At 72.2% G+C, this 24,651-nt stretch carries 17 protein-coding genes; 10 read left to right on the top strand and 7 right to left on the bottom strand.

Annotated elements, in window-relative coordinates:
- Nucleotides 1–10 precede the first annotated feature (10 nt).
- From gmk to FFS10_RS19865, 3 genes are all read left to right on the top strand, one after another.
- Entirely contained in the window at nt 11–631 is a 621-nt protein-coding gene (gene gmk, locus FFS10_RS19875) for a guanylate kinase (protein ID WP_137896341.1), read from the top strand.
- 18 nt (nt 632–649) lie between these two features.
- The gene (gene rpoZ / locus FFS10_RS19870; protein WP_137896340.1) at nt 650–850 is read left to right on the top strand and encodes a DNA-directed RNA polymerase subunit omega; all 201 of its coding nucleotides are present in this window, start codon (nt 650–652) and stop codon (nt 848–850) included.
- Nucleotides 851–945: 95 nt separating this feature from the next.
- On the top strand, nt 946–3,210 hold the full coding sequence (locus FFS10_RS19865; RefSeq protein ID WP_137896339.1) for a RelA/SpoT family protein: 2,265 nt from the start codon (nt 946–948) through the stop codon (nt 3,208–3,210).
- On the opposite strand, the gene greB is transcribed toward FFS10_RS19865, so the two are convergent.
- The 7 genes from greB to FFS10_RS19830 all read right to left on the bottom strand — a co-directional run bounded on the left by greB (nt 3,211) and on the right by FFS10_RS19830 (nt 16,542).
- Nucleotides 3,211–3,774, bottom strand: coding sequence for a transcription elongation factor GreB (gene greB, locus FFS10_RS19860; protein WP_137896338.1), 564 nt, complete (start codon nt 3,772–3,774; stop codon nt 3,211–3,213).
- Between the two features lie 66 nt (nt 3,775–3,840).
- Nucleotides 3,841–6,576: a DUF11 domain-containing protein gene (locus FFS10_RS19855; protein ID WP_137896337.1), complete on the bottom strand. Its 2,736-nt coding sequence runs from the start codon at nt 6,574–6,576 to the stop codon at nt 3,841–3,843.
- The gene (locus FFS10_RS19850) at nt 6,573–12,227 is read right to left on the bottom strand and encodes an SdrD B-like domain-containing protein (RefSeq protein ID WP_137896336.1); all 5,655 of its coding nucleotides are present in this window, start codon (nt 12,225–12,227) and stop codon (nt 6,573–6,575) included. Before FFS10_RS19850 ends, FFS10_RS19855 begins: the two co-directional genes overlap by 4 nt.
- Before the next feature lie 11 nt (nt 12,228–12,238).
- A complete protein-coding gene (locus FFS10_RS19845; protein WP_137896335.1) occupies nt 12,239–14,869 on the bottom strand; it encodes a COG1361 family protein in 2,631 nt (876 codons plus the stop codon).
- Nucleotides 14,866–15,381, bottom strand: a complete 516-nt coding sequence (locus FFS10_RS19840; protein WP_137896334.1) for a DUF11 domain-containing protein — start codon at nt 15,379–15,381, stop codon at nt 14,866–14,868. The genes FFS10_RS19845 and FFS10_RS19840 overlap by 4 nt, the downstream gene beginning before the upstream one ends.
- Nucleotides 15,382–15,421: 40 nt before the next feature.
- A complete protein-coding gene (locus FFS10_RS19835) occupies nt 15,422–16,114 on the bottom strand; it encodes an OmpA family protein (RefSeq protein ID WP_137896333.1) in 693 nt (230 codons plus the stop codon).
- 44 nt (nt 16,115–16,158) lie between these two features.
- The gene (locus FFS10_RS19830) at nt 16,159–16,542 is read right to left on the bottom strand and encodes a response regulator transcription factor (RefSeq protein ID WP_137896332.1); all 384 of its coding nucleotides are present in this window, start codon (nt 16,540–16,542) and stop codon (nt 16,159–16,161) included.
- 156 nt (nt 16,543–16,698) lie between these two features.
- On the opposite strand from FFS10_RS19830, the gene FFS10_RS19825 reads away from it, so the two are divergent.
- The 7 genes from FFS10_RS19825 to FFS10_RS19795 all read left to right on the top strand — a co-directional run bounded on the left by FFS10_RS19825 (nt 16,699) and on the right by FFS10_RS19795 (nt 24,392).
- Nucleotides 16,699–17,298 carry an excisionase family DNA-binding protein gene (locus FFS10_RS19825; protein WP_137896342.1) on the top strand — a complete coding sequence of 200 codons (600 nt, stop codon included), beginning with the start codon at nt 16,699–16,701 and terminating at the stop codon, nt 17,296–17,298.
- A 34-nt stretch (nt 17,299–17,332) separates the two neighbouring features.
- A complete protein-coding gene (locus FFS10_RS19820) occupies nt 17,333–19,366 on the top strand; it encodes a sensor histidine kinase (protein ID WP_137896331.1) in 2,034 nt (677 codons plus the stop codon).
- A gap of 120 nt (nt 19,367–19,486) precedes the next feature.
- Entirely contained in the window at nt 19,487–20,248 is a 762-nt protein-coding gene (locus FFS10_RS19815) for an HD-GYP domain-containing protein (protein WP_171016107.1), read from the top strand.
- Entirely contained in the window at nt 20,245–21,528 is a 1,284-nt protein-coding gene (locus tag FFS10_RS19810) for a mechanosensitive ion channel family protein (RefSeq protein WP_137896329.1), read from the top strand. The genes FFS10_RS19815 and FFS10_RS19810 overlap by 4 nt, the downstream gene beginning before the upstream one ends.
- The gene (locus tag FFS10_RS19805) at nt 21,525–22,406 is read left to right on the top strand and encodes a mechanosensitive ion channel domain-containing protein (RefSeq protein ID WP_137896328.1); all 882 of its coding nucleotides are present in this window, start codon (nt 21,525–21,527) and stop codon (nt 22,404–22,406) included. The genes FFS10_RS19810 and FFS10_RS19805 overlap by 4 nt, the downstream gene beginning before the upstream one ends.
- A gap of 1 nt (nt 22,407) precedes the next feature.
- Nucleotides 22,408–23,670, top strand: a complete 1,263-nt coding sequence (locus tag FFS10_RS19800) for a cation:proton antiporter (protein WP_137896327.1) — start codon at nt 22,408–22,410, stop codon at nt 23,668–23,670.
- A complete protein-coding gene (locus FFS10_RS19795) occupies nt 23,667–24,392 on the top strand; it encodes a DUF389 domain-containing protein (RefSeq protein ID WP_137896326.1) in 726 nt (241 codons plus the stop codon). The genes FFS10_RS19800 and FFS10_RS19795 overlap by 4 nt, the downstream gene beginning before the upstream one ends.
- Nucleotides 24,393–24,651: the final 259 nt, after the last annotated feature.

Raw genomic sequence — 24,651 nt, 5'->3', positions numbered from 1 at the left:
CCCGAAACCCATGGACTACCCCGGAAACCTCTTCGTCGTCGCAGCGCCCAGCGGGGCTGGCAAATCCAGCCTGGTCAAGGCACTCATGGAGCTGGACTCGGGGGTCCAGCCCTCGGTGTCGCACACCACGCGCGCCCCGCGCGGCCAGGAAAAGCACGGCCGCGAGTACTTTTTCGTCTCGCAGCAGGAATTCGACGCCATGGTGCTGGCCGACGCCTTCGTCGAATGGGCCCATGTGCACGGCAACCGCTATGGCACCTCCAAGAAGGCGATCGAGGACCGCATCGCCAAGGGCGCGGACGTGGTGCTCGAGATCGACTACCAGGGCGCGCTGCAGATCAAGAAGGTGTTCGCCAACGCGGTGCTGATCTTCATCCTGCCGCCGAGCTGGGAAGAGCTGCGCGCCCGGCTGGAACGCCGCGGCGAGGACGCGGCCGACGTGATCGACCTGCGCCTGCAAAATGCCGCCCTGGAGCTGGCCCAGGCCAAGGAGTTCGATTTCGTTATAATCAACGAGTTATTTGAACGGGCCTTGTTCGACCTCAAAGCGATCGTCCATGCCCAGCGGCTCAAATACGCCGCCCTGCGCCGCGCCCGCGCCGACACCTTCAAAGCCCTCAACATCGCCTAGTGCCCATCGGAGAACTTCATGGCCCGCATCACCGTTGAAGACTGCCTGCAGAAAATCCCCAACCGCTTCCAGCTGGTGCTGGCCGCCACCTACCGCGCCCGCATGCTGAGCCAGGGCCACGCGCCCAAGATCGAGAGCCGCAACAAGCCCGCCGTGACCGCCCTGCGCGAGATCGCCGCCGGCAAGGTGGGCTTGGAAATGCTCAAGAAAGTGCCCTGAGGCCGGCTGGCCCCCCGCGCTTTCCCTAAAGCACCGCGCGCGGTGCTTTTTTCTTGCCCAAGGCGCCCCGCCGCCGTCCGCGCTACATTTACGGGATGAGCGCGGTGATCCCTCCCCTGTCAAGCCCTGCCGCCGGCAGCCGCGCGCCCAGCGCCAGCCCGGCCGCGGCGGCCAACGCGGCGGCGGCCAGCTTCGCCGCGCTGACAGACCGCCTCGGCTACCTGGACGCTGCCGACATCGAGCAGGTGCGGCGCGCCTACCGCTTCGCCGACGAGGCCCACCTGGGCCAGCTGCGCCACAGCGGCGAGCCCTACATCACCCACCCGATCGCCGTGGCCGTGCAGTGCACCGAGTGGAAGCTCGACGCCCAGGCCCTGATGGCCGCGCTGCTGCACGACGCGATCGAGGACTGCGGCGTCACCAAGGCCGAGCTGATCGAACGCTTCGGCGCCCCGGTGGCCGAGCTGGTCGACGGCCTCACCAAGCTCGACAAGCTGCAGTTCAACACGCGCGAGGAAAGCCAGGCCGAGTCCTTCCGCAAGATGCTGCTCGCGATGGCGCGCGACGTGCGCGTGATCCTGATCAAGCTGGCCGATCGCACGCACAACATGCGCACGCTGTCGGACATGCCGCGCAGCAAATGGGCGCGCATCTCGGCCGAGACGCTGGAGATCTACGCGCCGATCGCGCACCGGCTGGGCCTGAACCAGATCTACCGCGAGCTGCAGGACCTCTCGTTCCGCCACCTGCGCCCCTGGCGCTACGGGGTGCTGGCCAAGGCGGTGGAGCGTGCGCGCAATCGCCGGCGCGACCTGATCCAGAAGGTGCAGCGCGAGGTCGAGGCCGCCTTTGCCGCCGCCGGCATGAAGGTGCGCATCGCCGGGCGCGAGAAGACGCTCTACTCGATCTACCGCAAGATGGACGAGAAGCACCTGAGCTTCGCCCAGGTCACGGACATGTACGGCTTTCGCGTCATCGTGCCCCAGGTGGTCGAGTGCTACACGGCGCTGGGCGTGCTGCACCAGCTCTACAAGCCGGTGCCGGGCAGGTTCAAGGACCACATCGCGATCGCCAAGCTCAACGGCTACCAGTCGCTGCACACCACGCTGGTGGGGCCGGCCGGCGTGAACGTCGAGTTCCAGATGCGCACCGAGGCCATGCACGTGGTGGCCGAGTCGGGCGTGGCCGCGCACTGGCTCTACAAGGCCGACGACCCGCACAGCGCCAACGCCGACCGGCTGGGCGCCAAATGGCTGCAGTCGCTGCTCGACATCCAGAACGAGACGCGCGACGCCGCCGAGTTCTGGGACCATGTCAAGGTCGACCTGTTCCCCGACGCGGTCTACGTGTTCACCCCAAAGAGCCAGATCATGGCCCTGCCGCGCGGCGCCACGGTGGTGGACTTCGCCTACGCGATCCACAGCAACATCGGCGACCGCACGGTGGCCGCGAAGATCAACGGCGAGCAGGTGCCGCTGCGCACCGAGCTGCGCAACGGCGACGTGGTGGAGGTGATCACCGCCCCGGTGTCCACGCCCAACCCGGCCTGGCTGGGCTTCGTGCGCACCGGGAGGGCGCGCTCCAAGATCCGCCATCACCTCAAGACCCTGGCCCAGACCGAATCGCAGGAGCTCGGCGAAAAGCTGCTGACCCAGGCCCTGCGCGCCGAAGGCATGGAAAAGCTGCCCGACGACGAGCCGGCCTACCAGCCGATCTGGGACAAGCTGCTGCGCTTCACCGGCAGCAAGAGCCGCGCCGAGCTGCTGACCGACATTGGCCTGGGCAAGCGCATCGCCAGCATCGTGGCCAAGCGGCTGATGACCCTGCTGTCGGAAAGCGGCGAGAAGCCCGACGCCCTGCTGATGACGCGCGAGCGCTACATGGCGCACGAGACCGTGTCGCAGGGCGCCGTCACGCTGGACGGCAGCGAGAACGCCTCGGTCAAGTACGCGAGCTGCTGCCGCCCGGTGCCCGGCGAGGCCATCGTCGGCTACCTGGGCCGCGGCGAAGGCCTGGTGGTGCATGCCGACGGCTGCGCGGTGGCGCGCAAGCTGCAGAACAAGGACAGCGAGCGCTTCATCACGGTGGAATGGGCCGACGAGCCGGTCCGCCCCTTCGAGACCGGCGTGGTCATCACCGTGGCCAATGGCAAGGGCGTGCTGGCCCGCGTGGCGGCGGCGCTGGCCTCGGCCGAGGCCGACATCGTGCATGTGGACATGAACGACGAGTCCAACCAGGACGCCGCCGACCTGCGCTTCGTGATCGCGGTGCGCGACCGCATCCACCTCGACCAGGTGCTGCGCAACCTGCGGCGCACCCCCTCGGTGCTGCGCGCGGCGCGCGCCCTGCCCACGGGTTGATCAGGCCCGTTCGGCCGGGACCGGGTAGGCGACCTCGACCACCTCGATCTCCTGCACGCCCGAGGGCGTGACCAGCTTGAGCTGGTCGCCCACGCGCGCCTTGAGCAGGGTGCGCGCGATCGGCGAGATCCAGCTGACCTCGCCGCGCGCGCTGTCGGCCTCGTCTATGCCCAGGATGGTCACGCTGCGCTCGGCGCCCGCGGCGTCGGCGTAGGTCACGCGCGCCCCGAAGAAGACCTGCTCGTTGCCGTGGTGCAGGCTGGGGTCCGTGACCTCGGCGATCTCCAGCCGCTTGGTCAGGAAGCGTATGCGCCGGTCGATCTCGCGCAGGCGCTTCTTGCCATACAGGTAGTCGCCATTCTCCGAGCGGTCGCCGTTGCTGGCCGCCCAGTGCACCACGTCGACCACCTTGGGGCGCTCGTTGTCTATCAGGTCCAGCAATTCGGCGCGCAGGCGCGCGTAGCCCTGCGGCGTGATGTAGTTCTTGCCGCCCGCCGGCAGGGCTGGCAGGGCGACCTCGTCGTCCTCTTGGGTCTCGGCTTCCCGGGTGAATGCCTTGCTCATGGTGATCTCTGCAACCCGGGCATGGTACACAAGCGGCAAAGCCCCTGCCCTGCGTCGGCACAGGTCCTAGTCGAGCTGCACGACGAAGCTGACACTGCCGCTGGCGCCGGGGTGCACGGCGCCCACGATGCGCCACTCGACGCGGCCCCGGCCCCCCGCATCCGGCTGCGCCGCGACCGTGCAGGCCGAGGCCTGCGCCGGCAGCGCGCCGCAGGCGGCCGCGACAAAGCGGGTGTGGGCCGGCGTCAGGTCGAAGATGCGCAGGTCGGTCAGCGCGCCGGCGCCATCGTTGCGGTAGCCTATCGTGTAGCTGATGGTCTCGCCCGGCTGGGCGGCGCTGCGGTCGGCGCGCTTGCTCAGCCGCAGCGCCGCGTCGCCGCCGGCCCCGACCGTGGTGAGGTCTTCCTGGGTCAACACGAAATCGATCGGCGCCTGCGCCCCCTGGTGGCGGAACGAGGCGGCAAGGCTCAGCCGGTGCTGCGCGCCAAAGGGCGCGTTGCCGGGCACGAAGACCTTGGCCAGCACGCACAGCGCTTCGTCGGGCGCAAGACCCAGCTCGGCCGGCAGCAAGTCCTCGTCCGGGTCCAGCGCGCCGCTGCAGTCGGCATCGCGGTAGAGCAGCGTATTCCAGCCGGGCCATTCGGGCGAGGCGAGCGCCGTCGCGCCCAGGGCCAGGCTGCCGCGGCTGCCGGCGACGAAGCGGTGCGGGTAGAACAGCACGCTGCCGGGCAGCGCGCCCTGCCGGCCATCGGGCCCGAAGCGGCCGACCGGCACGTCGCCGAAATGCAGGCCGGCGTAGTCCGTGCCGGCCGTGGCGCTGAAGCTCAGGCTGTCTGCGCCATGGTCGTAGCTGCCGCCGCTGGTACCCGCATCGGCGCCGGTGGACAGGTGGCCGGCCAGGTTGGTCTGCACGATCTTCACGGCGCCTGCGGCGCTGGCGGGCAGCCACAGCACCCAGCGGCCATCGGCGGCGCTGCGCGTGCCGTCGTGGCGCGTGGTGCCCGCGGCATCGGTCAGCTGCAGCGCAGCGCCGGCCAGGCCCGGCTCGTCGCCGTCGCGGCGGCCGTCGTGCGGCGAGGCGCCGCTGTCGCGGAACACGCTGCCGCTGATGCGGCTGCCGGGATAGAGGCCGAAGTCCTGCCCCTCCAGGTCGCGCTCGCCCATCTCGAGCTCGGCGCGGCGCAGCTGGCGCGGCTCGGTCGGCAGCCAGCCGGGCGGCGGCAGTGCAGCCGACGAGGCGGGGTCGGCGTCGCGGGCGATCCAGAGCTCGTAGCGGCCCGGCGCAAGCGCGGGGAAGCGGTAGGCACCGTCCGCCGCATCCACCGCCACCACCTGCTGCGCCGGCCCGCTGGCGTCGCCGGCCCGGCGCAGCTTGGCGTAGTGCGCATGGCCGGTCGCGCCCTCGCCCGCCGCGCGCCGGCCATCGTGGTCGGCGTCATGGTAGACATGGCCCGACAACACGCAGGCGCCGTAGAGGCCGTCCACCGTCACGTCCATCTCGCCGAGCCCGATGCCGAACATCTGCAGCGCGGGGTCCAGCGCCTGCGTCACCAAGGTCTGCACGAGCGGCGCGAGACTGTCGCGCAGCACCGGCGCCAGCGCGTCCTGCACCTGCGGGTCCGCCGCGCCGAGGCCGGGATTGGTGCGCAGCGCCAGCGAGCTCATCAGCTCGGCGACCATCCCCGAGGCGAAGCCGGCATCGGCGCGCGCGGTCTGCGTCTCGGGGAAGGGGCCGTTGAAGACCAGCAGCGCGGCCTGGCTCGCCTGTCCCTGGGCGTGGCCGCGCGCCTCGACGGCCGTGGTGGTGCTCTGCCCGGCGGCATCGGTGATCGTCAGTTCTCCGACGGGCGCGAAGTCGAGGTCGGTGGCCGGATCGATGGCACGGCCCGGGTCGTTGAACAAGGCCTGCGCAATGCGGCCGAGGTAGAGCGAGGCCAGGCCCGGCGTGGCCTGCACGGTCACGCTGCGCGCCAGCGCGTCCACCGCCGCGATCACGCCGCTGCCGCGCGCCACCTCGCCGTAGAGCGTGAGCCGGCTGAGCGTGAGCTGGGCACCGGCGATGCCGGGCACGGCCGTCAGGGCAGAGACGTCGGGACTGCTCGGCACCAGGTCGACCTCGAGCTGGTAGCGCATCGCCGCCGAGTGGAACTGCGTGCCGGCCGGGCCGCAGGCGAACACCGGCGGCTCGGTGGCCTGCGCCGACAGGCGAACCGCCTGCACCATACCCGACAGGCCCAGCGATTCGCCGCTGAGCGTGACCGGCTCGCGCGCGGCCGCCAGGCCTTCGGCGTTGTACAGCTGCACCAGGCCGGTCACGAAGTCCAGCGTGCGCAGCGACTGGGCATCGTAGGCCGCGCCGCCGCCCTCGATCAGCTCGGCCAGCCGCAGCGTGCCGGCGAGGCTGTCGAACTGCGCCGCCAGCGCGTCCAGCGCCGCGGCGGCGGCGCCGCGCCCCTGCGCGCGCGCATCGGCCGCCATGGCACTGGCGATCTGCGACAGCGTGGCGCCGCCGGCCAGCGCCTGCTCGCGCCCGGCCACGCCCATCTCGGCCGCCAGCGCGTCGAGGAAGCTGCCGAGGTTGGTGCCGCCCTCGGCGAGCGCATTCCAGTCGGCCACCGACAGCGCCAGCGTCGACCCGGTGAGCTGGGACAGCAGGCCGCTGTACAGCGTCGCCTGGCTGGAATCCATGCTGGCCAGGCGCGGGCCCGAGGACACGCAGGCGCCGCTGCCGCAGGCGGCCTGCGCCGGAGCGGCGAGCAGGCACAGCAGGACCAGGCCGAGGAGGCGATGCAGCAGTTTCATTCGGGCAGGACTCCGGCCAGCAGGGTTTCGTCGAACTTGAAGCGCAGGCGCAGGTAGGCGCCGCGGCGCAGCGGCTGGCCGCCCGACAGGTCCGCGTCGCGCAGGTCCAGCCAGTTGAAGCCGCCGGACAGCCAGAGGCTGGGCGCGATCCGGTAGCCGATTTCGGCGTTCAGGCCCGCCGCCGGCCCCGCGGCTTGGCTGTCGACCAGGACGCGCGCGCCCAGGCCCAGGTCCCAGCGCGCATCGAGTTCGTGCCGCCATCGCACGGCGGCCAGCTGCGCCGTGCCGCGGCTGGCGAGGCCGGCCGAGCGGTCGCTGCCGCGCTTGATCGCATGGCGCCAGCTCCATTCCTCGCGCGGATCGGGCTTGAAGTTGGCGTGCAGAGACACCAGATGCGCGCTGCGCCGCGCGTTCGGTCCCTCGTCGAGCTGCCAGCCGTAGCGCGCCAGCGCCAGCCAGCGGCCGGCCGGCTCGCGCCAGGCCAGGCCGCCCTGCAGGCGCTCGCGCCGCGGCCCGGTGCTGCCGTCCCTGGGCTGCACCTGGTCGAGGCTGGCCCTGCCGAGCAGGCGCCAGCTTTCGTCGAGCTTCCAGGCCAGGCCCGCGCTGCCGAACCAGCTCTGGTGCAGCGGCGCGTCGCGCCATTCCAGGCGGCCGTTCAGCGTCAGGCCGGGCCTGGCCGTCCATTGCGCGCTGCCGCTCAGCGCCAGCACCTCGTTGCGGCTGCTGCCTTCCAAGCCCTTGACGCGCTCGAAGCCGCCGCCGACGCGCAAGCCCTCGGCCACGGTCCAGAGCTTGCGCAGGCCGATGGCGGCCTCGGCCCCCTCCTGCCCGCCCCAGTCGCGGCCGCGGAACTCGCCGAACAGGCGCAGCCCCTGGCCATCGTCGCGCTCGAAGCCGAGCACGCTGCTGCGGCGCTGCTGGGTCTCGTTGAGCCCGTAGATGCCGCTGAACGAGTTGATGAATTCGTGGCGCGCATAGAGCCGGCCGCGGTCGGCCAGGCGCATTTCGCCGCCGACGGCGCGCATCGCGCCGCTGCCGGCCACCGCCTGCTCGGCCTCGCCGTAGACCGAGACCGCCGGCCAGCCCGGCAGCGGCGAGGACAGGCGGGCGCGCAGGCTGGTGAAGTCGGCGCCGCCTACGCTGCCCGGCTGGGCCGGCGCGGCCGTCTCCTGCGCCACGCGCAGGCCGCCTTCGACGCGCAGGCCGCCGCCGAGGTCGTGCTCGGCCGATGCGCGCAGGCCCGTGCGGCGCGCGCCACTGGCGGTATCGGCGCTGCGCAGGGCTTCGGCGCTGAGCCGCGTGCGCGCGTCCAGGGCGTAGCTGGCCTGGGCGCTCGCCTCTTCGCGGCCGCGGTTCAGCGGCGCGCCGGGATTGTCGAATCCGGGTTCCGCGCGGCCGAGCATGGCCTTGGCGGCCAGCGCGCCGTCACGGTGCTCGATCTCGATGCGCGCGGCCTCGCCGCTGCCCGCCTCGCCCGGCGCCGCCTGCGCGCGATGGCTGGCGGCCAGCTCGGCCCGCAGCGTGGTCGCCGCCGCGAGCTGCCAGGCCGCGCGCAGGCCGGCCAGACGGTAGGGCGAGCGCGGGTCCTCGTCCTGGGCCAGCGAGGCGCCCAGGCGCAGGCCCGGCAGGGCCTCCAGCTCCGCGTCGCCGCCCCAGACCCAGAAGCCCGGGCCGCCCTGCTCGCTCTCGTAAGTGATGCGCAGCGACACCGGGTTCAGCTCGGCATCGAGGCTGGCCTGCGGGGCGCGCAGCAGCAGCCGGCCCGACTCGGCTTCGAGGTCGTAGTCGACGAAGGCGGTCAGCGGCGTGCTGCGCAGCACCGTGGCCGGCTGGTTGCGGTCGCGCACCAGCAGCTCGACCCGCTCGCTACCCGCCACGACGCCCGCGACGCGCAGGTAGAAGGGTCCCGAGGTGCCGGTGGCGGGCAGCTCGTCGACCACCTGGCGCGAGCGCGCCTGGCTGGCCCAGGCGTCAAACTTCAGGCCTGGCGACTCGTGGTGCTGCTTGAGGCCGGTGAGGCTGCGGCTGTAGCGCGCCAGCGCCGGGCCGCCCGGGGCGCCGCCGGGCGGCGCGGTATGGAAGTCGCCGTACAGCGCGAAGGAGGCGCCGCGGTCGACGCGCACGAACAGCCGGCCCGACGAGGCCGCCTCGAAGCCGCGCCGGGCGTCGTCGCCGTACACCGGGTAGTAGCGCTCGGACTGCACGTCGCGGAACAGGCCTTCGCGCCGCGGCTTCTCCGAGTCGTAGGCCAGCGTCAGCAGCGTCTCGCCCTTGACCTTGCCCTTGAGGAACAGCGCCGCGCGGCCGCGCAGTGCGTCGCTGCCGAAGGCTCGCAGCTCGCGCTCGAAGCCGTCGGCCTCGGTCGCCGCTTCGATCCCGCGCAGGCGCGAGAGGTCGAGCACGCCTTCGACGATGCCGGCCGCCACCAGGGGGCGCAGCGCGGGAGCCAGCGCGAGCTCCTGAGCGGCCTGCACCGTGCCGGCGCTCGCGCGCAGGGCCAGGGTGCCGGGCCGCTCCGGCGCCAGCAGGGTCAGCAGCGCCTCACCACCCTCGACGAAGGTCTGCACCTCGGCCAGCGCGGGGTCGAGGTCGTCCACCTGCCAGCGGCCGGCGCTGGCCTGCAGCGTGACGGCGCTGCGCGCGGCCACCAGCAAGCCGGCGGCGTCGAGCAGGCGCAGGCGCAGCGTCAGGGCCTGGCCGGCCACCGGCTGCTCGGGCACGCCGAGCTCCATGTGCGCCAAGGGCCCGGGCGCGGTCACGCCGACTTCCTGCTGCCCGCGCGCAATGCCGAGCTCGTCGAGCCAGCGCAGCCGCAGGCGGTTGCCGCCCGGCTGCAGGTCCACGCCGATGTATTCGAGCGCCCGCACACCACGCGCCAGGTCCTCGCTGCGCGTGCCTATGCGCGAGGCGGCGACCGGCTGGCCGTTGACGCTGAGCTCCAGCCGCCCCAGCGCGGGCCCGGCCACGCGCACCGCGGTCTGGCGGCCCGCGAGCACGGCGCCGTCATGCGGCCACAGCAGGACCGGCACGGGCTCAAGCGCCGGCAACAGGCTTGGCAGAGGGGGCAGGCGGGACGCTTGGCTCGCCGGCCGGCCGACGGCGGCAGGGCCGGAGGCCGGCGCCGCCGGCGCTGCGCCGCAGCCATGTTCCGGCCGCAAAGCGAGGTCTGCACGCCTGAGCTCGCCGTTGTGCAGATCGACGAAACGGCTGCCGGCCGGGCCGCCGCCGCGGCCTTCGGTCGCGCCGGGCGAGAAGCCCGGCGGCAGGGTCTGGGCGTCGAGCTTGAGCACATGGGTCAGCGGCAGCAGATCGTCGAAGTGGTAGCGGCCCTCGGCGTCGGTCACGGCGCTGTCGCCGGTTTCCAGCCACAGCCGCACGCCGGCCACGCCGGGCTCGCCGGCATCGGCAAGCCCATTGGCGTTGCAATCGGCGAAGACGCGGCCCAGCAGGTAGCCCTGGGCGCTGAAAACGCCCCCATCGACCTTCACGGTGGCGCTGGCCACATTGCTGCCGGCAGCCAGCGGCGGCGCGCTCGCGGCCTGCGCGCGGTTCGTCGCCGCTCCCGCCCTGGCCCAGGGCGTGACGCGCAGGCGGTAGACCAGGGTGGTGCCGGCCTGCGTGGCCAGGCTGCCGAGCGCATAGACCAGCATGCCCTCGCGCACGACGGGATCGGGTACCGGCTGCCCTTCACGCCGCGTGCTGCCGGGCACATAGGCGAAGCCGGGCGGCAGCGTGTCGCGCAGCTGCACCCCGCCCAGCGCAGCCCCGCTCGCGTTGCGCACCTCCACGGTGTAGTCGATGAAGTCGCCGCGCTCGACGCGCGCGCGCGCCGCCTGCTTGCGCACGCGCAGGCCCAGCGCCAGCGGCGCGTCGAGCGGCAGGTCGGCGCGCACGGCGCCCGTGCGCTCGTCGACGACGAAGGCCCCGCCGTAGGACGCGGCGGCGTTCACCACCCGGTCGCCCGGCTGCAGCGGCGGCGGCAGCGCCGAGGGGAAGGCGTAGCCTTCGACGGGCTCAACCTGCAGCCGGTACAGGCTGGCCGGCACCAGCGGGAAGGCGTAGCGCCCCTGGGCGTCGCTCAGGACGGAGGCCGGCGCAGGCGTGACGCCGTCCGCGGCGAACACGCGCGCCGAAGCCCCGGCCAGGCCGCCGTTGCCGGCCCCGCTCACGTCGATCAGCGTCACGCGCACGCCAGCCAGCGGCGCATTCGACTTGCTGTCGTAGACCACGCCGTAGGGATCGATCAGCACGCCGGCCTCGGTCCGGGCGGCGCCGCATCCCGCCAGCTGGCCGCTGATGCGGTCGTTGGGCCGCACGGCCAGCCAGCCGTCGCCGGAGACCGCGGCACCGCTGTCGGCCGTGGCCATGCCGCGCGCGATGCGGAACAGGCCGCTGTTGGGCGCGCTTTCGAGCGCGATGAAGGTCTCGCTGTCGCCGGTGAGCGCCGAACGCAGCGTGAGGGCGACCTGCTCGGCCACCGCCGCGTCGCGGTTGCAGGCCGCGGCATCGGCCTGCACGTACAGCGTGTCGCCGCGCGCCGCGACCGTGCTGGGCGTGGCAAAGCCGCTGTCGCGGAAGAAGCTGAGCACCGGCGGCTGCAGCGGCAGCGGCACGGTCGCGCGGTTCGACAGGCTCTCCTGCGGCCCGTCGGGGCTGCCGAAGCGCGCGACCGCCTGGTTGCTGACCACGCCGCTGGCGTTGGCCTGCACGCGCAGACCCAGCTCGAAGGCCAGGGTGTGGCCGGGCGGCAGCTGCTCGATGGCCCAGGCCACCTGGTCCACCGTGGCCGCATCGGCGGGCAGGGCACTGACGAAGCTGGCCGGCGGCTCGCCGCGCAGGTGGTAGAGCGCCATGCCGGCCGTGGCCGCGCCGCCGTCCACCTCGAGCAGCTGGGTATTGGCCGGCAGCATGTCGCCGATCAGCAGCAGCTCGCGCGCCGTGCCGTCGACCGCCACCGGCAGGCCGGTCGCTGCCGCCGAGCCGGTGTTGCTGGCGGTGATGCGGAAGCCGAGCCGCGCGCCGGGCGCGGTCTGCCGCTCCAGCGCCGCCTTCCACAGCCGCAGCGCGGCGCCTTGCGTGACCGTCACGGTGTCGGTGTTCAGCGCCTCGGCGTCCCCGGCCTGCGCGCGCAGCTGCAGGGCTATGCGCTGTTCGGGCGCCGCCGTGCCCGGCACCTGGCCGAGCAGCAGCAGATCGGCCGCGGCCCCTGCGGCCAGAACCAGCGGGTCGTCCGGGCCCAGCTCGGGCTCGCCCGCATCGGCGCGGCCGTTCGCGTTGTCGTCGCGCACGATGCGCAGCCTCGTCCCGGTCGGCGCCCCCGAAGCCGACAGGCGCACGGCCGCCTCGGCGTTGCCGGTGTTGCGCAGCCGGTGCGCCAGCGTGAACAGGCCGCCCGGCGGATGGCGCACCGACTGGTCGGCGCTCAGCGCGAGGGCCGCGACCGCCATGACCTCGACGCGCACGGTGTTGGACTCCAGGCGCGCGGCCAGTCCGGTCGCGGTGTCGACGTAGCTCAGCAGGGCGCGGTTCTCGATCAGGCTGCCCGCGGCGGGCGTCAACGCGAGCGTTTCCGAGGACATCAGAAACAGTGCCAGCGCGAACACGAAGGCCCCGAGCCCGTGCCGCCGCGCCGCGGCGCAGGCCAGGTCCATCGCGCAGTTCTTCAGGGATTGATGCGCACGCCGAAGCTGATCACCGCTTCCTGCCCCGGTGCCAGGCTGCCCAGGCTGGCCTGCACCGTGCCGCTGCCGCCGTCGGCCGGCGCGCTCACGCTGCCCGCCGTGGTCGCCGCGGGCACGGCCGCGTGGTAGCGCGTGTTCGCGGGCGTGGCATCGCTGACGACCACGTCGGTCACCGACGCCACGCCGACGTTCTTCACCACCAGCCGGTAGCGCAGGCAGGCGCCCGGCGCCGCCGCGATGCTGGTCGCGACATAGGCGCCGTCGGGCGTGCCGCTGCAGGCCGCATCCGGGGCCTGGGTCTTGGCGATGCTGACCTGGCCCGCGATCACCACCGTGGTGTCGCGCGAGGACACCACGGCCGGCGCCGCGCTGCCGTTGACCGTGCCGCTGGTGGTCGCGCTCAGCGTGGCGACATCCCGGCTGCCCGGTGCGGCCGAGGCCGGCGCATAGACCTTGACGAACAGCGTCGCCGATTCGCCGGGGTCTAGCCCGGCCTCGGTGCTCGCGCCGTTGCTGCCGCCGCTCAGGGCCGCCAGGTCGCCGACCACCGGGTCGTCGGCATCGAGCACGCCGTCGTGGTTGCGGTCCCAATAGACGGCGGAGCTGAAGCCCTCACCGCCGTTGGCGAGCGTCAGGGCCACCTGGCTGGCCACGCCGTCGCCCTCGCGCACGTTGCCGGTGTTGGCCAGCCTGTGCGTGTAGACCACCGAGCCGCCGGCATGGATTTGCGCGCTGCCGTCGGGCGTGAGCGCGAGGCTGCGCACGGTGCTCACCGTCACCGCGTCATGGATGCGGTCGGACGCGCCCGAGGTCGGCGACAGCGCACGCACATGGAAGTCGACCGTGCCCGGCGCCGCGCCCGCCGGCACGCTGAGGTCGGCGTGGACCTTCTTCGCCTGCCCGGCGCCGACCACGCCGGTCTGGGTGATGACGGCGCCGGCCTCGTCGCGGAACACCACGCTCCAGCCCTCGGGCAGGGCCTGCGTGGCAAAGCTCGCGTCGGTCGAGGCCGCGAGCGCGAAGCTGTCGGCGCTGGCACTGCCATTGGCGACGTAGTAGGTGAAGCGCGTGGTCGTGCCGGGCGCCGCGGTGTTCACGACCACCGGCTCGGCCTCGGGACCGGCGCCCGCGCCGGGCGCGCCGGCGCCGCTGCTGTCGTTCGTCAGGTCGACGCTGTTGCCGCTGATCACGCCCAGCGTGTCGGTGGCGGTCGCGCTCTGCGTGGGATCGGCGTGCGAGGTGGCCGTCTTGTCCAGCGCATAGGGCCCGCCGGTGGCGCCCGGCGGCAGTTGCAGCTTGACCACCACCGTGGTCGACGCCCCGGGCGCCAGCGGCCCGGTGTCGGGGACGCCGTCGCCGTTGGTGTCGAGCATGGGCGTCACGCCGTCGGCCTGGTAGAAGCTCATGCTGGTGCCGGCCGGGAAGCTGCTGGCACCGAAGCGCATGTCGAAGCTGTCGCTGCCGTTGCCGGTGTTGGTCAGCGTGTTCGCGAAGTTCACCGTGCCGCCCTGCGGGCTGGAGGCCACGCTCGCGCCCGACAGCGTGAGGCCGGCGGACTGCGTGACGGTGAACTGCGCGGTATTGGTCGCATAGGGTCCGACCTCGGCGCTGCCGTCGTTGTAGCGGTAGTTCGCGGTGTTGGCGGTGGCCGGGTTGGCGCCCGGCGGCAGGCCGTCATCGACCATGACCTGGAAGCGCAGCGTGCCGGTGACGCCCGCACCCACCGAGGCGATCACCGCCGTCACGCGGCGCGGCCCGCTGACGTTGTAGTCGTAGCTGATGCCGCCCTCGTCGTCGGCCGCCGTGTCGTCGGTCAGCGCGGTGCCGCCGCTCGCGCTCCAGCGCGCGCTGCCGGGCAGGTAGCTCATGCCCGAAGGCAGCAAGTCGGTCAGCGTGAGGTCTGTCGCCGCGACGTTGCCGGTGTTGGTGTAGGTCAGCGTGTAGCTGCGCGGGCCGCTGCCCGGCGCGCCGCGGCCCAGGTCTATGGCCTTGGACACCTGGATCACCGCGTTGGTGCTGACCGTGGTGGTGTCGGTGTTCGACGCGCTGGCCGCCGCATCGAAGCCGCTGGTGGCCGTGAGCACCAGGCTGTTGGTCTGGCCGCTGCTGGCCGAGACCGGCACGGTTCCGACGACGACGAAGCGGAAGGCGGCACCGGGCGCGAGCGCCGGCGTGGCCGTGACCGGCGTGGCGTTGTCGGCCACGCCATCGCCGTTGGCGTCGGCGTAGAAGCTGACGCTGGTGAAGCCGAAGCCGCCGCTTTGGGTCGCGGCGAGCGCGAAGCTGTCGCTGCCGTTGCCGGTGTTGGTCAGCGTATGGGGGTGGCTCACCTGGCCGCCCGGCGTGACGCTGCGCGCGCCGTCGGCGCTCAGCGTCAGCGCAGCGACCTGCTGCACCGTGGTCACGACGGCATTGGAGGTCACCGTGCGCTGGGTCTGCGACGAATCGGTGTAGGTCGCCGAGGCCTGGTTGCCGATCTGCGTGCCGGCCACCGGTGCGGCCCCTGCGCTGCGCGGGATTGCCAGCCAGGCTGCGGCGGCGAGCAGCAGCCAGAAGGCCATCCAGGGGCGCCAGCGCCTTGCGGGCCGGGCCGCGGCTTGGATGCGGCTCATGGCGCCCTCCCCTCGGCGGCCGTGGCCGCCTCGAGCCGGACGCGGGCGCTCACGCTCACGGCCTGTCCGGAGGCCAGGTCGCCGAGCTGCCAGCGCAGGGCACGGTAGTCCTGCGGCGGCACCAGGCGCTGCTCGCGCCGGCCGTCGGGCAGCGTCACCCAGTGCCGCAGGGGCAGCGCCTGGAATTGCCGGCCGTCGGTGCTGGCCTGCGCCATGGCGGGCAGCGCGCTGCCGGGCACGAACACCGTGCCGGCAGGAATGGGCAGCGTGGCGACCGCCTGTCGGACCGGCGCAGGCCCGGGGTTGCGGTAGTTCACGCGGTACTCGAGCAGCTCGCCCGGCCGGGCCTGCTCGGCGCTGTGCAGCAGTTCGGCGCCGCCCGTCGCGGGCAACACGCGCCGGGCCGTGAGTTCGGCCGCCAGCGCGGGTTCGTTGCCGGGCTGGGCCAGGGCCTGATGCGGTGCGAGCGCCGCAGCGGCCAGCGCCAGGCCGAGCAGAAACGGGTGGCTCATGGAGGGTTCCTCGAATTCATGAAAAGGGTCCGGTCCGGGCTCAGAGGCCGCCGGCTTCGCGCGGCATGCCGATCGCCGCGTCGACGTCGACGCGCCGATCCGGCTGCAGGCAGGCGACCAGCGCCGCACCGGCCGCCCCGGTGCAGGCCGCCGCCGCGGTGACGGGCTCGCTTTCGCCGCGCCCCTCGGCACGGATCAGCGCGGCATCGACGCCCTGCGCGACGAGGTGGTCCGCCACCGCCTGCGCGCGCCCTTCGGACAGCGCCTGGTTGTAGTGGCTAGTTCCCAGCCGGTCGGCATGGCCGACCACCCGCACCCAGTCGACCTGCCGCGCCTGCGTCAGATGGGCGGCCAACTGGTCCAGCCGCTGCCTGCCGCGTGCACGTAGCTCGGTCCGGCCGAAGTCGAACAAGGCGTCGGTTTCGACGACGACGCGCTCGATCACCAGCACGGGCTGCGGCAAGGGCTCGGCGACGGGCTGCGTCTCCACCGGCACGACCAGGACGATGACGGGCTCGGCGGCCTGTGTGAACACCTCGGGTTGGGGATCGCATTCGGGGTGGGCAGGGTGGTCAGGCGCGTCGCGCCAGACGCCGGTGCGCCAGCAGGCGCCGTCGGCGCTGCGCACCGCGCTGCCGCTGCGGTCGTGCAGGTGTCGGTCATGGGCGTGGCCGGCCGAGGCGGCCACCAACGCTGCGGCGAGCAGGAGTGTGGTGCGGGTGATGGACTTCATGTGGTTTTCCTGAGGGAGGGGACGGGGGAAGCGGCTGGCGGCGATCAACGCGCGCCTTCGGCCTGGACCAGCCGCTCGACGTGATCGAGCAGCGCGACCGGGCTGAAGGGCTTGACGAAATAACCGTCGGCGCCGGCTGCCAGGCCGGCGTCGATGTCGCTGCGCTGGCCACGCGCGCTGAGCAGCACGACATGCAGGCCGGACAGCAGGGGCTCGGCCTTGAGCCCGCGGCAGACCTCCAGCCCATTGAGGGGGCCGGGCATCATCACGTCGAGCAGCACGACCCGGGGGCGGACGCGGCGGGCCAGCGCCAGCGCTTCGGCGCCATCGACGGCTTCGTGGATCTCATGACGGTCCGGATCGAAGGTGAGGCGAACGAGTCGGCGGATTTCGCCATGGTCGTCGACGATCAGCAGGCAGGTTTTCATGGCATGAATGGTCGGATGGGGTGAAACAAAGACATCGGATACGGCGAATTGTATTTTCATTTTTATCATCTTTGTCAAATTTTCACTAATAGACACAGTTTCAGAAGTGCCATTTCGTGCAAAAATGCAGGCTTGATCCCAGCAAGACACGACTTCATGGCCCACGACGACACCCTGTACAGCACGCGCGAAGCCGCCGAACGCCTCGGCGTTTCGCTGCGCACGGTCCAGCTGTGGGTGGAAGGCGGCGTGCTGCGCGCCTGGAAGACGGCCGGCGGCCATCGCCGCATTCCGCGCGAAGCGATCGACGAGCTGCTGGCGCAGCGCCGCGCCGAGCTGCTCGGCAGCCCCTCGCCCAGCCAGTTCAAGCTGCTGGTGGTCGAGGACGAGGCCGACCTGCTGAAGCTCTACCGGCTGCAGATCGCCGCCTGGGCACTGCCCGTGACGCTGGTCACGGCGAACAACGGCTTCGACGCGCTGATCCGCATCGGCGAGCAGCGCCCCGACCTGCTGGTGACCGACCTCAACATGCCGGGCATGGACGGCTTCCGCATGATCCGCACTCTGCGCGCCAGCCCGGACTTCGCCGACATGGAAATCGTGGCCGTGACGGCGCTGGGCCGCGCGGAGATCGCCGACCGCGGCGGCCTGCCGCCCGACGTGCGCATCTTCACCAAGCCCGTGCCCTTCTCGGAACTGGAGCGCATCGTGCGCGAACGGCTGGCCCGCCCGATGCGGCGCCCCCAGCCGGCCTGAGCCACGCGCCGCCGGCCGCCGATCAGGAGGCAGCATGGTCGAACGAACCCGCGCCGAACTCGCCAAGCGCGAGCAGGAGCTGATGCGCAGCCATCGGCTGCTGGACGCCATCACCGAGATCCAGTCGCTGTTCATACGCGACGCCGAGCCGCGCCGGGTGTTCGACTCGATGCTGGACACGCTGCTGCGCGTGACCGACAGCGCCTACGGCTTCGTCGGCGAGGTGCTGCGCGAGGCCGACAGCACGCCCTACCTGAACACGCTGGCGCTCAGCAACATCGCCTGGAACGAGACGTCGCGTGCGATGTACGAGGCGCACGCGCATGGCAGCGGCATGCTGTTTCGCAACCTCGACACGCTGTTCGGCGTGTCACTGCGCAGCGGCGAGGCGGTCATCAGCAACACGCCGTCACGCGATCCGCGCAGCGGCGGCATCGCGCGCGGCCATCCTTCCCTGGACGCCTACCTGGGCCTGCCGGTGCACGCGGGCGGACAGATGGTGGGGCTGATCGGCCTGGCCAACCGGCCCGGCGGCTACGACGAGGCGCTGCTCGCCTACCTGCAACCGCTGGTGCGCAGCTGCGGCCAGATCATCGAGGCCTTCCGCAGCGATCGCGAGCGCCTGGCGGTGATGGCCGCGCTGCGGGAGAGCGAGACGCGCCACAAGGCCGTGCTCGACACAGCCGCCGACGCCATCATCACGATCGACGACCAGGGGCGCATCGAGAGCTTCAACCCGGCCGCCGAGCGCATCTTCGGCTGGAGCCGGGACGAGGCGCTGGGCGCCGACATCAAGCCGCTGCTCGAGAGCCTGGGGCTGGTCCCCGCCGACCTGATCGGCCGCGGCAGCGAGGTCGCCGCCAGGCGCAAGGACGGCAGCGCCCTTCCGATCGAGCTGACGGTGGCCGAAATCGCCCTCGTGGGAAGGCGCCTGTACAGCGTGATCGCGCGCGACATCGGCCAGCGCAAGCAGGCGCAGGCGCAATTGCAAAGGTTGACGCAGAGCCTGCGCGCCATCATCCAGCTGAGCCCGGATGGCTTCGTCGCCTTCGACGAGCGGGGCCGGCTCAGCTTCGCCAACCCGGCCTTCCTGCGCATGTGCGGCTGCGACGAGCAGGACCTGAATGGCATGAGCGAGACCGACTTCGACGCGATGCTGGCCTCGATGTGCGACGGCGAGCGTCCCTACATGCCGATCGCGGCACTCGACGACGGCGAAGGCGACATCCTCTCGCGCCAGCAGCCGCGCTTCACGGCAGCCAGGCGTTCGGTGCGCCGGCTGCGCGACGACGAAGGCCGCCATCTCGGGCGGGTGGTCTATTTCCAGGACATCACCCAGGCCGCCGAGCTCGACCGCATGAAGACCGAGTTCCTGTCCACCGCGGCCCACGAACTGCGCACGCCGATGGCCAGCATCCACGGTTTTTCGGAGCTGCTGCTCAAGCGCGATTTCGACGAGGAGACGCGCCGCGACCTGCTGCAGACCATCTACCGCCAGTCGTCCAACCTGGTGCGGCTGGTCAACGAACTGCTCGACCTGGCGCGCATCGAGGCGCGCCAGGGCAAGGACTTCCAGCTGCGGCGCCAGCCCCTGCAGCCCATCATCGACGCCACGGTGCACCACCTGATCGTGCCGGGCGACCCGCGGCCGGTCGCGCTTCAGACCGGCGGCGCGCTGCCCGAGGTGGAGGTGGACGCCGACAAGCTCGAGCAGGCCTTGCTGAACGTGCTGACCAACGCCTACAAATACTCGCCCCAGGGCGGGGCCATCGAGCTGCGCACCTGCACCCGCACGCGCGAGGGACGGCTCGAGGTCGGCATCGCCGTGCGCGACCAGGGCATAGGCATGACCCCCGAACAGTCGACGCGCATCTTCGAGCGCTTCTACCGGGCCGACGACTCGGGGGCCATCCCCGGCACGGGGCTGGGCATGTCGCTGGTCAAGGAGATCCTCGAGATTCACCAAGGCAGCGTCGAGGTCGCGTCGGCGCTCGGCCGCGGCGCCGACGTTACGCTGTGGCTGCCGGCCGCAGGCGCCGACAAGCCGCACCCACCCGCTGAGGCATAGGAGGCATAGCCGCGCCTGTAGCAGGCGCTTGCGGGGCTCGGGTCTTGCCATTAACTGATAAAAGTGATAAATTACGCAAAACTATGTTTTCGCCATTTTTATCATTTATGCGAGATGCCCATGCCCTACCTCACTGACAACCAACCCATAGACATGTCCGAGCAGCTGATGCTGCGCCGGCAATCCGCGCGCTATGCAGAGGATCTGCGCCAGCTGCGCGAGCAGCGCAATGCCGCGCGCCACGCCCTGAAGGCCTCGCGGCTCGATGCCCTGCTGCGCCTGGCGGCGGCTGTCGAGCACAAGGACAGCGATACCGGCGCGCACATCGTGCGCATGGGCCACTATTCGGCCGCGATCGCGCAAGCCATGGGCCAGCCGGCCGCCTGGTGCGAGGTGCTGCTCTATGCCAGCCGGCTGCACGACATCGGCAAGATCGCCGTGCCGGACCGCATCCTGCAAAAGGCCGGACCGCTGAGCGAAGAAGAGCGCCGGGTGATGCGCAGCCACCCGCAGATCGGCGCCTCGCTGCTCGCCGGCAGCGACAGCCCGCTGTTCGAGATGGCCGCCGAGGTGGCGCTGCAGCACCATGAACAGTTCGACGGCGCCGGCTACCCCGACGGACGGCGTGGCCAGGAGATCGCGCTGAGCGCGCGCATCGTCGCCGTGGCCGACTGCTTCGACGCGCTGACCTCGGACCGCTGCTACCGCCCGGCCATGCCGGACGAGCTGGCCTTCAGGCTGCTGCGCGAAGGCTCAGGCAGGCATTTCGACCCGGCGGTGCTGAGCGCCTTCTTCGGCGCCAGCCGACAGCTGCTCGAGTTGCGCGAGGCGATCAACGCCGGCGACATCGCTCCGCGCCCCGTGCAGGAGGCCGTGCAGTGAACATCCTGCTGCTGGACTTCGTCTCCCCACCCCACCCGGCACCCCACGCATTGCTGCTTGCCGCCGCCGCCACGCTGCTGCTGATCGCGCTACTGTGGGGGCTGCGCCGGCTCGCGCGGCGCATCACCCGGGCCATCCACGAGCGGCCCGCGCTGCAGGCCACACCGCCCCAGCAGCCCGGAACCGAACTGCTCAAGCGCCCCAATCCGCTGGCCGGCCGGCAGGTGCTGGGCGGCCTCGCAGCACTGGTGCGCGCCATGCACGGCCTGCTGGCCGCCGCGGCCCTGTGGGCCTGGGCCCTGGCCTTGTTCAGCCTGCTGCCTGGCACGCGCGAGCTGGCGCGGCTGCTGCTGGCCCATGCGCTCGACCCGCTGCGATCCGCGGGTGCCGCCATGCTCGACTACCTGCCGCGGCTGCTCTTCATCGTCACGGTGGGCTTCATCGCCTTCGCGCTGATCCGGATCACGCGCTTCGGCTTCGCCGAACTCGGCAAGCAGACGATACGGCTGCCGGGCTTCCCGGCCGAATGGGCCGCGCCGACCTACCGCATCGTTCGCTTCCTGCTCATCGCCTTCGCCGCGGTGATGGCCTTCCCCTACCTGCCGGGCGCCGGCACGCCGGCCTTCGAGGGCATCTCGATCTTCCTCGGCGTGCTGTTCTCGCTGGGCTCCAGCGGCGCGGTCTCCAACCTCGTCGCCGGCACCATCCTCACCTACACGCACGCGTTCCGCATCGGCGACCGGGTGCGCATCGCCGACACCGAGGGCGACGTGGTCGGCCGCGCCCTGCTGGCCACGCGCATACGCACCATCAAGAACGTGGACGTGACCGTGCCCAACGCCCGGGTGCTGGCCGAGCACATCTTCAACTACAGCGCCGCCGCCGAAGGCCCCGGCCTGATCCTGCACGAGCAGGTGACGATAGGCTACGACGTGCCCTGGCGCCGGGTGCACGAGCTGCTGATCGAGGCGGCGCGCCAGACCGGCCATGTGCTGCAGGACCCCGCGCCCTATGTACTGCAAAGCGGGCTCGACGATTTCTACGCCCGCTACACGATCAACGCCTACACGCGCGAGTCCAACGGCATGGCCGGCATCTATTCGGAGCTGCGCGCCAACATACAAGACACGTTCCACCGCGCCGGCATCGAGATCACCTCGGCGCATTACACCGCGCTGCGCGACGGCAGCCGCGCGGCGCGCCCGGACGCCCCGCCCGTGGGCGAGACGACGCCGCTGCGCGTTGCGCTGGTCGGGCCAACCGAGGCCCCTGCACCATGAGCGCGATCGCCCCCCTGCTGCAAGAAGCCAGCGCCGGCTGGATGCGCGAAGCGCTGGCGCATCCCATGGCCAGCCGCGTGGTCGCCGTCGCGCTCGGACTGGGACTGATCGCCCTGCTGACCCGGACCGCAAGGCGCGCGCTGGACCGGTGGATCGAGCATGACCCGGCGCGCTACCGCAGCCGCAAGCTGGTGAGTTTTGTCGGCTACCTCGCCGGCGCGCTCTACCTCGCCGTGGTGTTCGACGAGCAGCTGCGCGGCCTGGTGGTCGCGCTGGGCGTGGCCGGCGCGGGCATCGCGCTGGCGCTGCAGGAGGTGGTTGCCAGCGTGGCCGGCTGGCTCGCGATCTCCTTCGGCCGCCTGTACAAGGTGGGCGACCGCATCCGCATCGACGGCATCAGCGGCGACGTGATCGACATCGGCGTGCTGCGCACCAGCTTGATGGAGACCGGCGACTGGGTCGACGCCGACCAGTACAACGGCCGCATCGTGCGCATCGCCAACAGTGCGGCGCTGAAGCTGCCCGTGTACAACGAGTCCGGCCGCTTCCCCTTCCTGTGGGACGAGCTTCGCCTGCCGCTGCCGCAAGGCGTGGACCTGGAGAGCGTGCGCAGCGTGCTGCTGCTGGCGGCCTCGCGGGCCAGCGGCGAGCACATCGCCGCCGCGCACACCAGGCTGCGAACGCTGTCGCGCGAAGCGCTGATCGCCGACACCGAGACCCGCCCCCAGGTGCGCTTTGCGCTCAGGCGCGAGGGGCTGGAATGCACGGTGCGCTACGTGACCGCCGCGGCGCATCGCTCGGAGGTGCGCGACCGGCTGGCGACCCTGCTGCTGCGCAACCCGGGGCACGCGCGCCTGCTCGGACTGGAAAGGCTCTGACATGGCGCCCCCTCTTTCGATCGAAGCCCTGTTTCTCACCCTGGCCGCGGTCTGGCTGGCGGCCGGCCTGCTCGGCGCGCTGGCTGCGCGGCTGGGCATCCCGGCGGTGATCGGCGAGCTGGCGGCCGGCATCCTGCTCGGCCCCACGCTGCTGGGCTGGGTCACGCCCGCGCCCACCTTGACGGCGCTGGCCGAAATCGGCGTGGTGCTGCTGCTGTTCGAGGTCGGCATGGACACCGACCTGTCGCGGCTGCGGCGCAGCGGCGCGCAATCGGTGGCGGTGGCCTTGGCGGGCTTCGTGCTGCCGTTCGCGCTGGGCTTCGTCGGCGCCTACTGGCTGTTCGATCTGTCCCTCGCGACCAGCCTGTTCGTCGGCGGCGCGCTGACCGCGACCAGCATAGGCATCACGGTGCGCGTGTTCAAGGACCTGGGCCGCGACGGTTCGCCCGAGGCCCAGGTGGTGCTCGGCGCCGCCGTGCTCGACGACGTGCTGGGCGTGATCACGCTGGCGGTGCTGGCTCAGTTCGCCAGCACGGGCCAGCTCTCGGCCGCCGGCGTCGGGCGTATCGTCTTCTTCGTGCTCGCCTTCGTGCTGCTGGCGCCGCTGGCGGCCAAGCTCGCGGCCGGCCTGATCTCGGGCCTGGCGCGCCGGCACGAGGCCCCGGCGCTGCTGCTGATCCTGGTGGTGAGCGCCGTACTGGCCTTCAGCGCGCTGGCCCACGCCATGGGCGCGCCGGTGATTCTGGGCGGCTTCGCCGCCGGCCTGGCGCTGGGACGGGGCTTTCGCATCGACATTCCGCCCGGGCTGCGCCTGCCCTTCGGCGCGACGCTGCGCCGGCTGCTGGCCGCCGACCCCGGCTTCAGCCAAGCGGTCGAGACCCACACACGGCCGCTGGTCCACCTGTTCGCGCCGGTGTTCTTCGTGCTCGTGGGCGTGAGCCTGGACCTGCGCAGCGTGGCCTGGACCGACCCTAAGGTCGCCAGCCTGCTGGCCACGCTGGTCGTGCTGGCACTGGCCGGCAAATGGGCCTCCGGCTTCGTCCTGCGCCTGCCGCGGCGCCAGCAGCACGCCATCGGCCTGGCCATGGTGCCGCGCGGCGAGGTCGGGCTGATCTTCGTACAGCTCGGCGCGACCCAGGGACTGCTCGACACCACGGTGAGCGCTGCACTGCTGGCGACGGTGGCGATCACCACGCTGCTGCCGCCGTTCGCCCTTCAGGTCCTGTACCGCCTGAAGGCGCCCCGAGCGATGGGTGCCGAATGAAGCCGGGCCGCAATGCATGGCAGCGCGCCTGGTGCGAACGCCATCGCGGCGTCGACGCCGCCGCGGTGCTGCGCCGCGTGAGCGCCGAAGGGGCGATCGGCCCCCGCTACCTCTTCCTCACCCTGGCGTCCTGCGGCGTCGCCATGCTCGGCCTGCTGCAGGATTCGGGCCCCGTGGTGATAGGCGCCATGCTGATGGCGCCGCTGCTCGGGCCTATCGTGCAGTTGGGCGTCGCGCTGGCGCGCGCGGACGCGGCGATGGCGACGCGCGGCGTCCTGGCGCTGGTCGTCGGCACGGCTTCGGCGCTGGCGCTGGCGGTGCTGCTCGCCTGGCTCGCGCCCGGCGCGGCCCCCACGCGCGAGCTGCTGTCCCGCACGCAGCCCAACCTGCTCGACCTCGGCATTGCTGTGCTCTCGGGACTCGCGGGCGGCTATGCCCTGGTACGCGCCGAGGCCTCGGTCTTCGCCGGCGTCGCGATCGCCACGGCGCTGATGCCGCCTCTGGCTACCTGTGGCTGGGGCCTGGCCCACGCCGACCTGGCGACAGCAGGTGGCTCCGCCCTGCTCTTTCTCTGCAACCTGATCGGCATCGCCCTGGGCGTCGCGGTGGTCTCGGCCTGGTATGGGCTGCATGCGCCCGGCCGCTTGCCGGCGAAGCTGATGCTGGCTGTCGCTCTGCTTGCGGCCGTGTCCGCGCCGCTGTCCCTGCGTGCGGCGGCGTGAGAGCGCCGGCAGAAGCCGGCAAGATGAGGCTTTCGCCCTGCGGATGGTGCGCTTGTCGCGCAGCGACTGCGCCCCGCTGCTGCGGGTGATGAACGGGTAGCGCGACCAAAAGTCACGCAAGGCCGCGTGGCTGAGGAAGAGAGCAGGAATCGGCATAGGGGGCCTCCATGATCGGAGGCACCCCTGCCACACCACCCGGCATGCGGGTCCGCACCGGGCGGTTCGAGAGCTTGAGGTCATGACAGCCTTGGCACTCCCA

Source organism: Ramlibacter sp. 2FC (assembly GCF_005503345.1).
In the GTDB taxonomy this organism is placed as follows: Bacteria; Pseudomonadota; Gammaproteobacteria; order Burkholderiales; family Burkholderiaceae_C; genus SCMQ01.
Note: the sequence above shows the minus strand (reverse complement) of the source record. Positions and strands in the feature narration are given on the sequence as shown.

Excerpts from the sequence above, each read along its gene's own strand:
- gmk (WP_137896341.1), top strand. The coding sequence starts at position 11 with ATGGACTACCCCGGAAACCTCTTCGTCGTCGCAGCGCCCAGCGGGGCT.
- rpoZ (WP_137896340.1), top strand. The coding sequence starts at position 650 with ATGGCCCGCATCACCGTTGAAGACTGCCTGCAGAAAATCCCCAACCGC.
- FFS10_RS19865 (WP_137896339.1), top strand. The coding sequence starts at position 946 with ATGAGCGCGGTGATCCCTCCCCTGTCAAGCCCTGCCGCCGGCAGCCGC.
- greB (WP_137896338.1), bottom strand. The coding sequence starts at position 3,774 with ATGAGCAAGGCATTCACCCGGGAAGCCGAGACCCAAGAGGACGACGAG.
- FFS10_RS19855 (WP_137896337.1), bottom strand. The coding sequence starts at position 6,576 with ATGAAACTGCTGCATCGCCTCCTCGGCCTGGTCCTGCTGTGCCTGCTC.
- FFS10_RS19850 (WP_137896336.1), bottom strand. The coding sequence starts at position 12,227 with ATGGACCTGGCCTGCGCCGCGGCGCGGCGGCACGGGCTCGGGGCCTTC.
- FFS10_RS19845 (WP_137896335.1), bottom strand. The coding sequence starts at position 14,869 with ATGAGCCGCATCCAAGCCGCGGCCCGGCCCGCAAGGCGCTGGCGCCCC.
- FFS10_RS19840 (WP_137896334.1), bottom strand. The coding sequence starts at position 15,381 with ATGAGCCACCCGTTTCTGCTCGGCCTGGCGCTGGCCGCTGCGGCGCTC.
- FFS10_RS19835 (WP_137896333.1), bottom strand. The coding sequence starts at position 16,114 with ATGAAGTCCATCACCCGCACCACACTCCTGCTCGCCGCAGCGTTGGTG.
- FFS10_RS19830 (WP_137896332.1), bottom strand. The coding sequence starts at position 16,542 with ATGAAAACCTGCCTGCTGATCGTCGACGACCATGGCGAAATCCGCCGA.
- FFS10_RS19825 (WP_137896342.1), top strand. The coding sequence starts at position 16,699 with ATGGCCCACGACGACACCCTGTACAGCACGCGCGAAGCCGCCGAACGC.
- FFS10_RS19820 (WP_137896331.1), top strand. The coding sequence starts at position 17,333 with ATGGTCGAACGAACCCGCGCCGAACTCGCCAAGCGCGAGCAGGAGCTG.
- FFS10_RS19815 (WP_171016107.1), top strand. The coding sequence starts at position 19,487 with ATGCCCTACCTCACTGACAACCAACCCATAGACATGTCCGAGCAGCTG.
- FFS10_RS19805 (WP_137896328.1), top strand. The coding sequence starts at position 21,525 with ATGAGCGCGATCGCCCCCCTGCTGCAAGAAGCCAGCGCCGGCTGGATG.
- FFS10_RS19800 (WP_137896327.1), top strand. The coding sequence starts at position 22,408 with ATGGCGCCCCCTCTTTCGATCGAAGCCCTGTTTCTCACCCTGGCCGCG.
- FFS10_RS19795 (WP_137896326.1), top strand. The coding sequence starts at position 23,667 with ATGAAGCCGGGCCGCAATGCATGGCAGCGCGCCTGGTGCGAACGCCAT.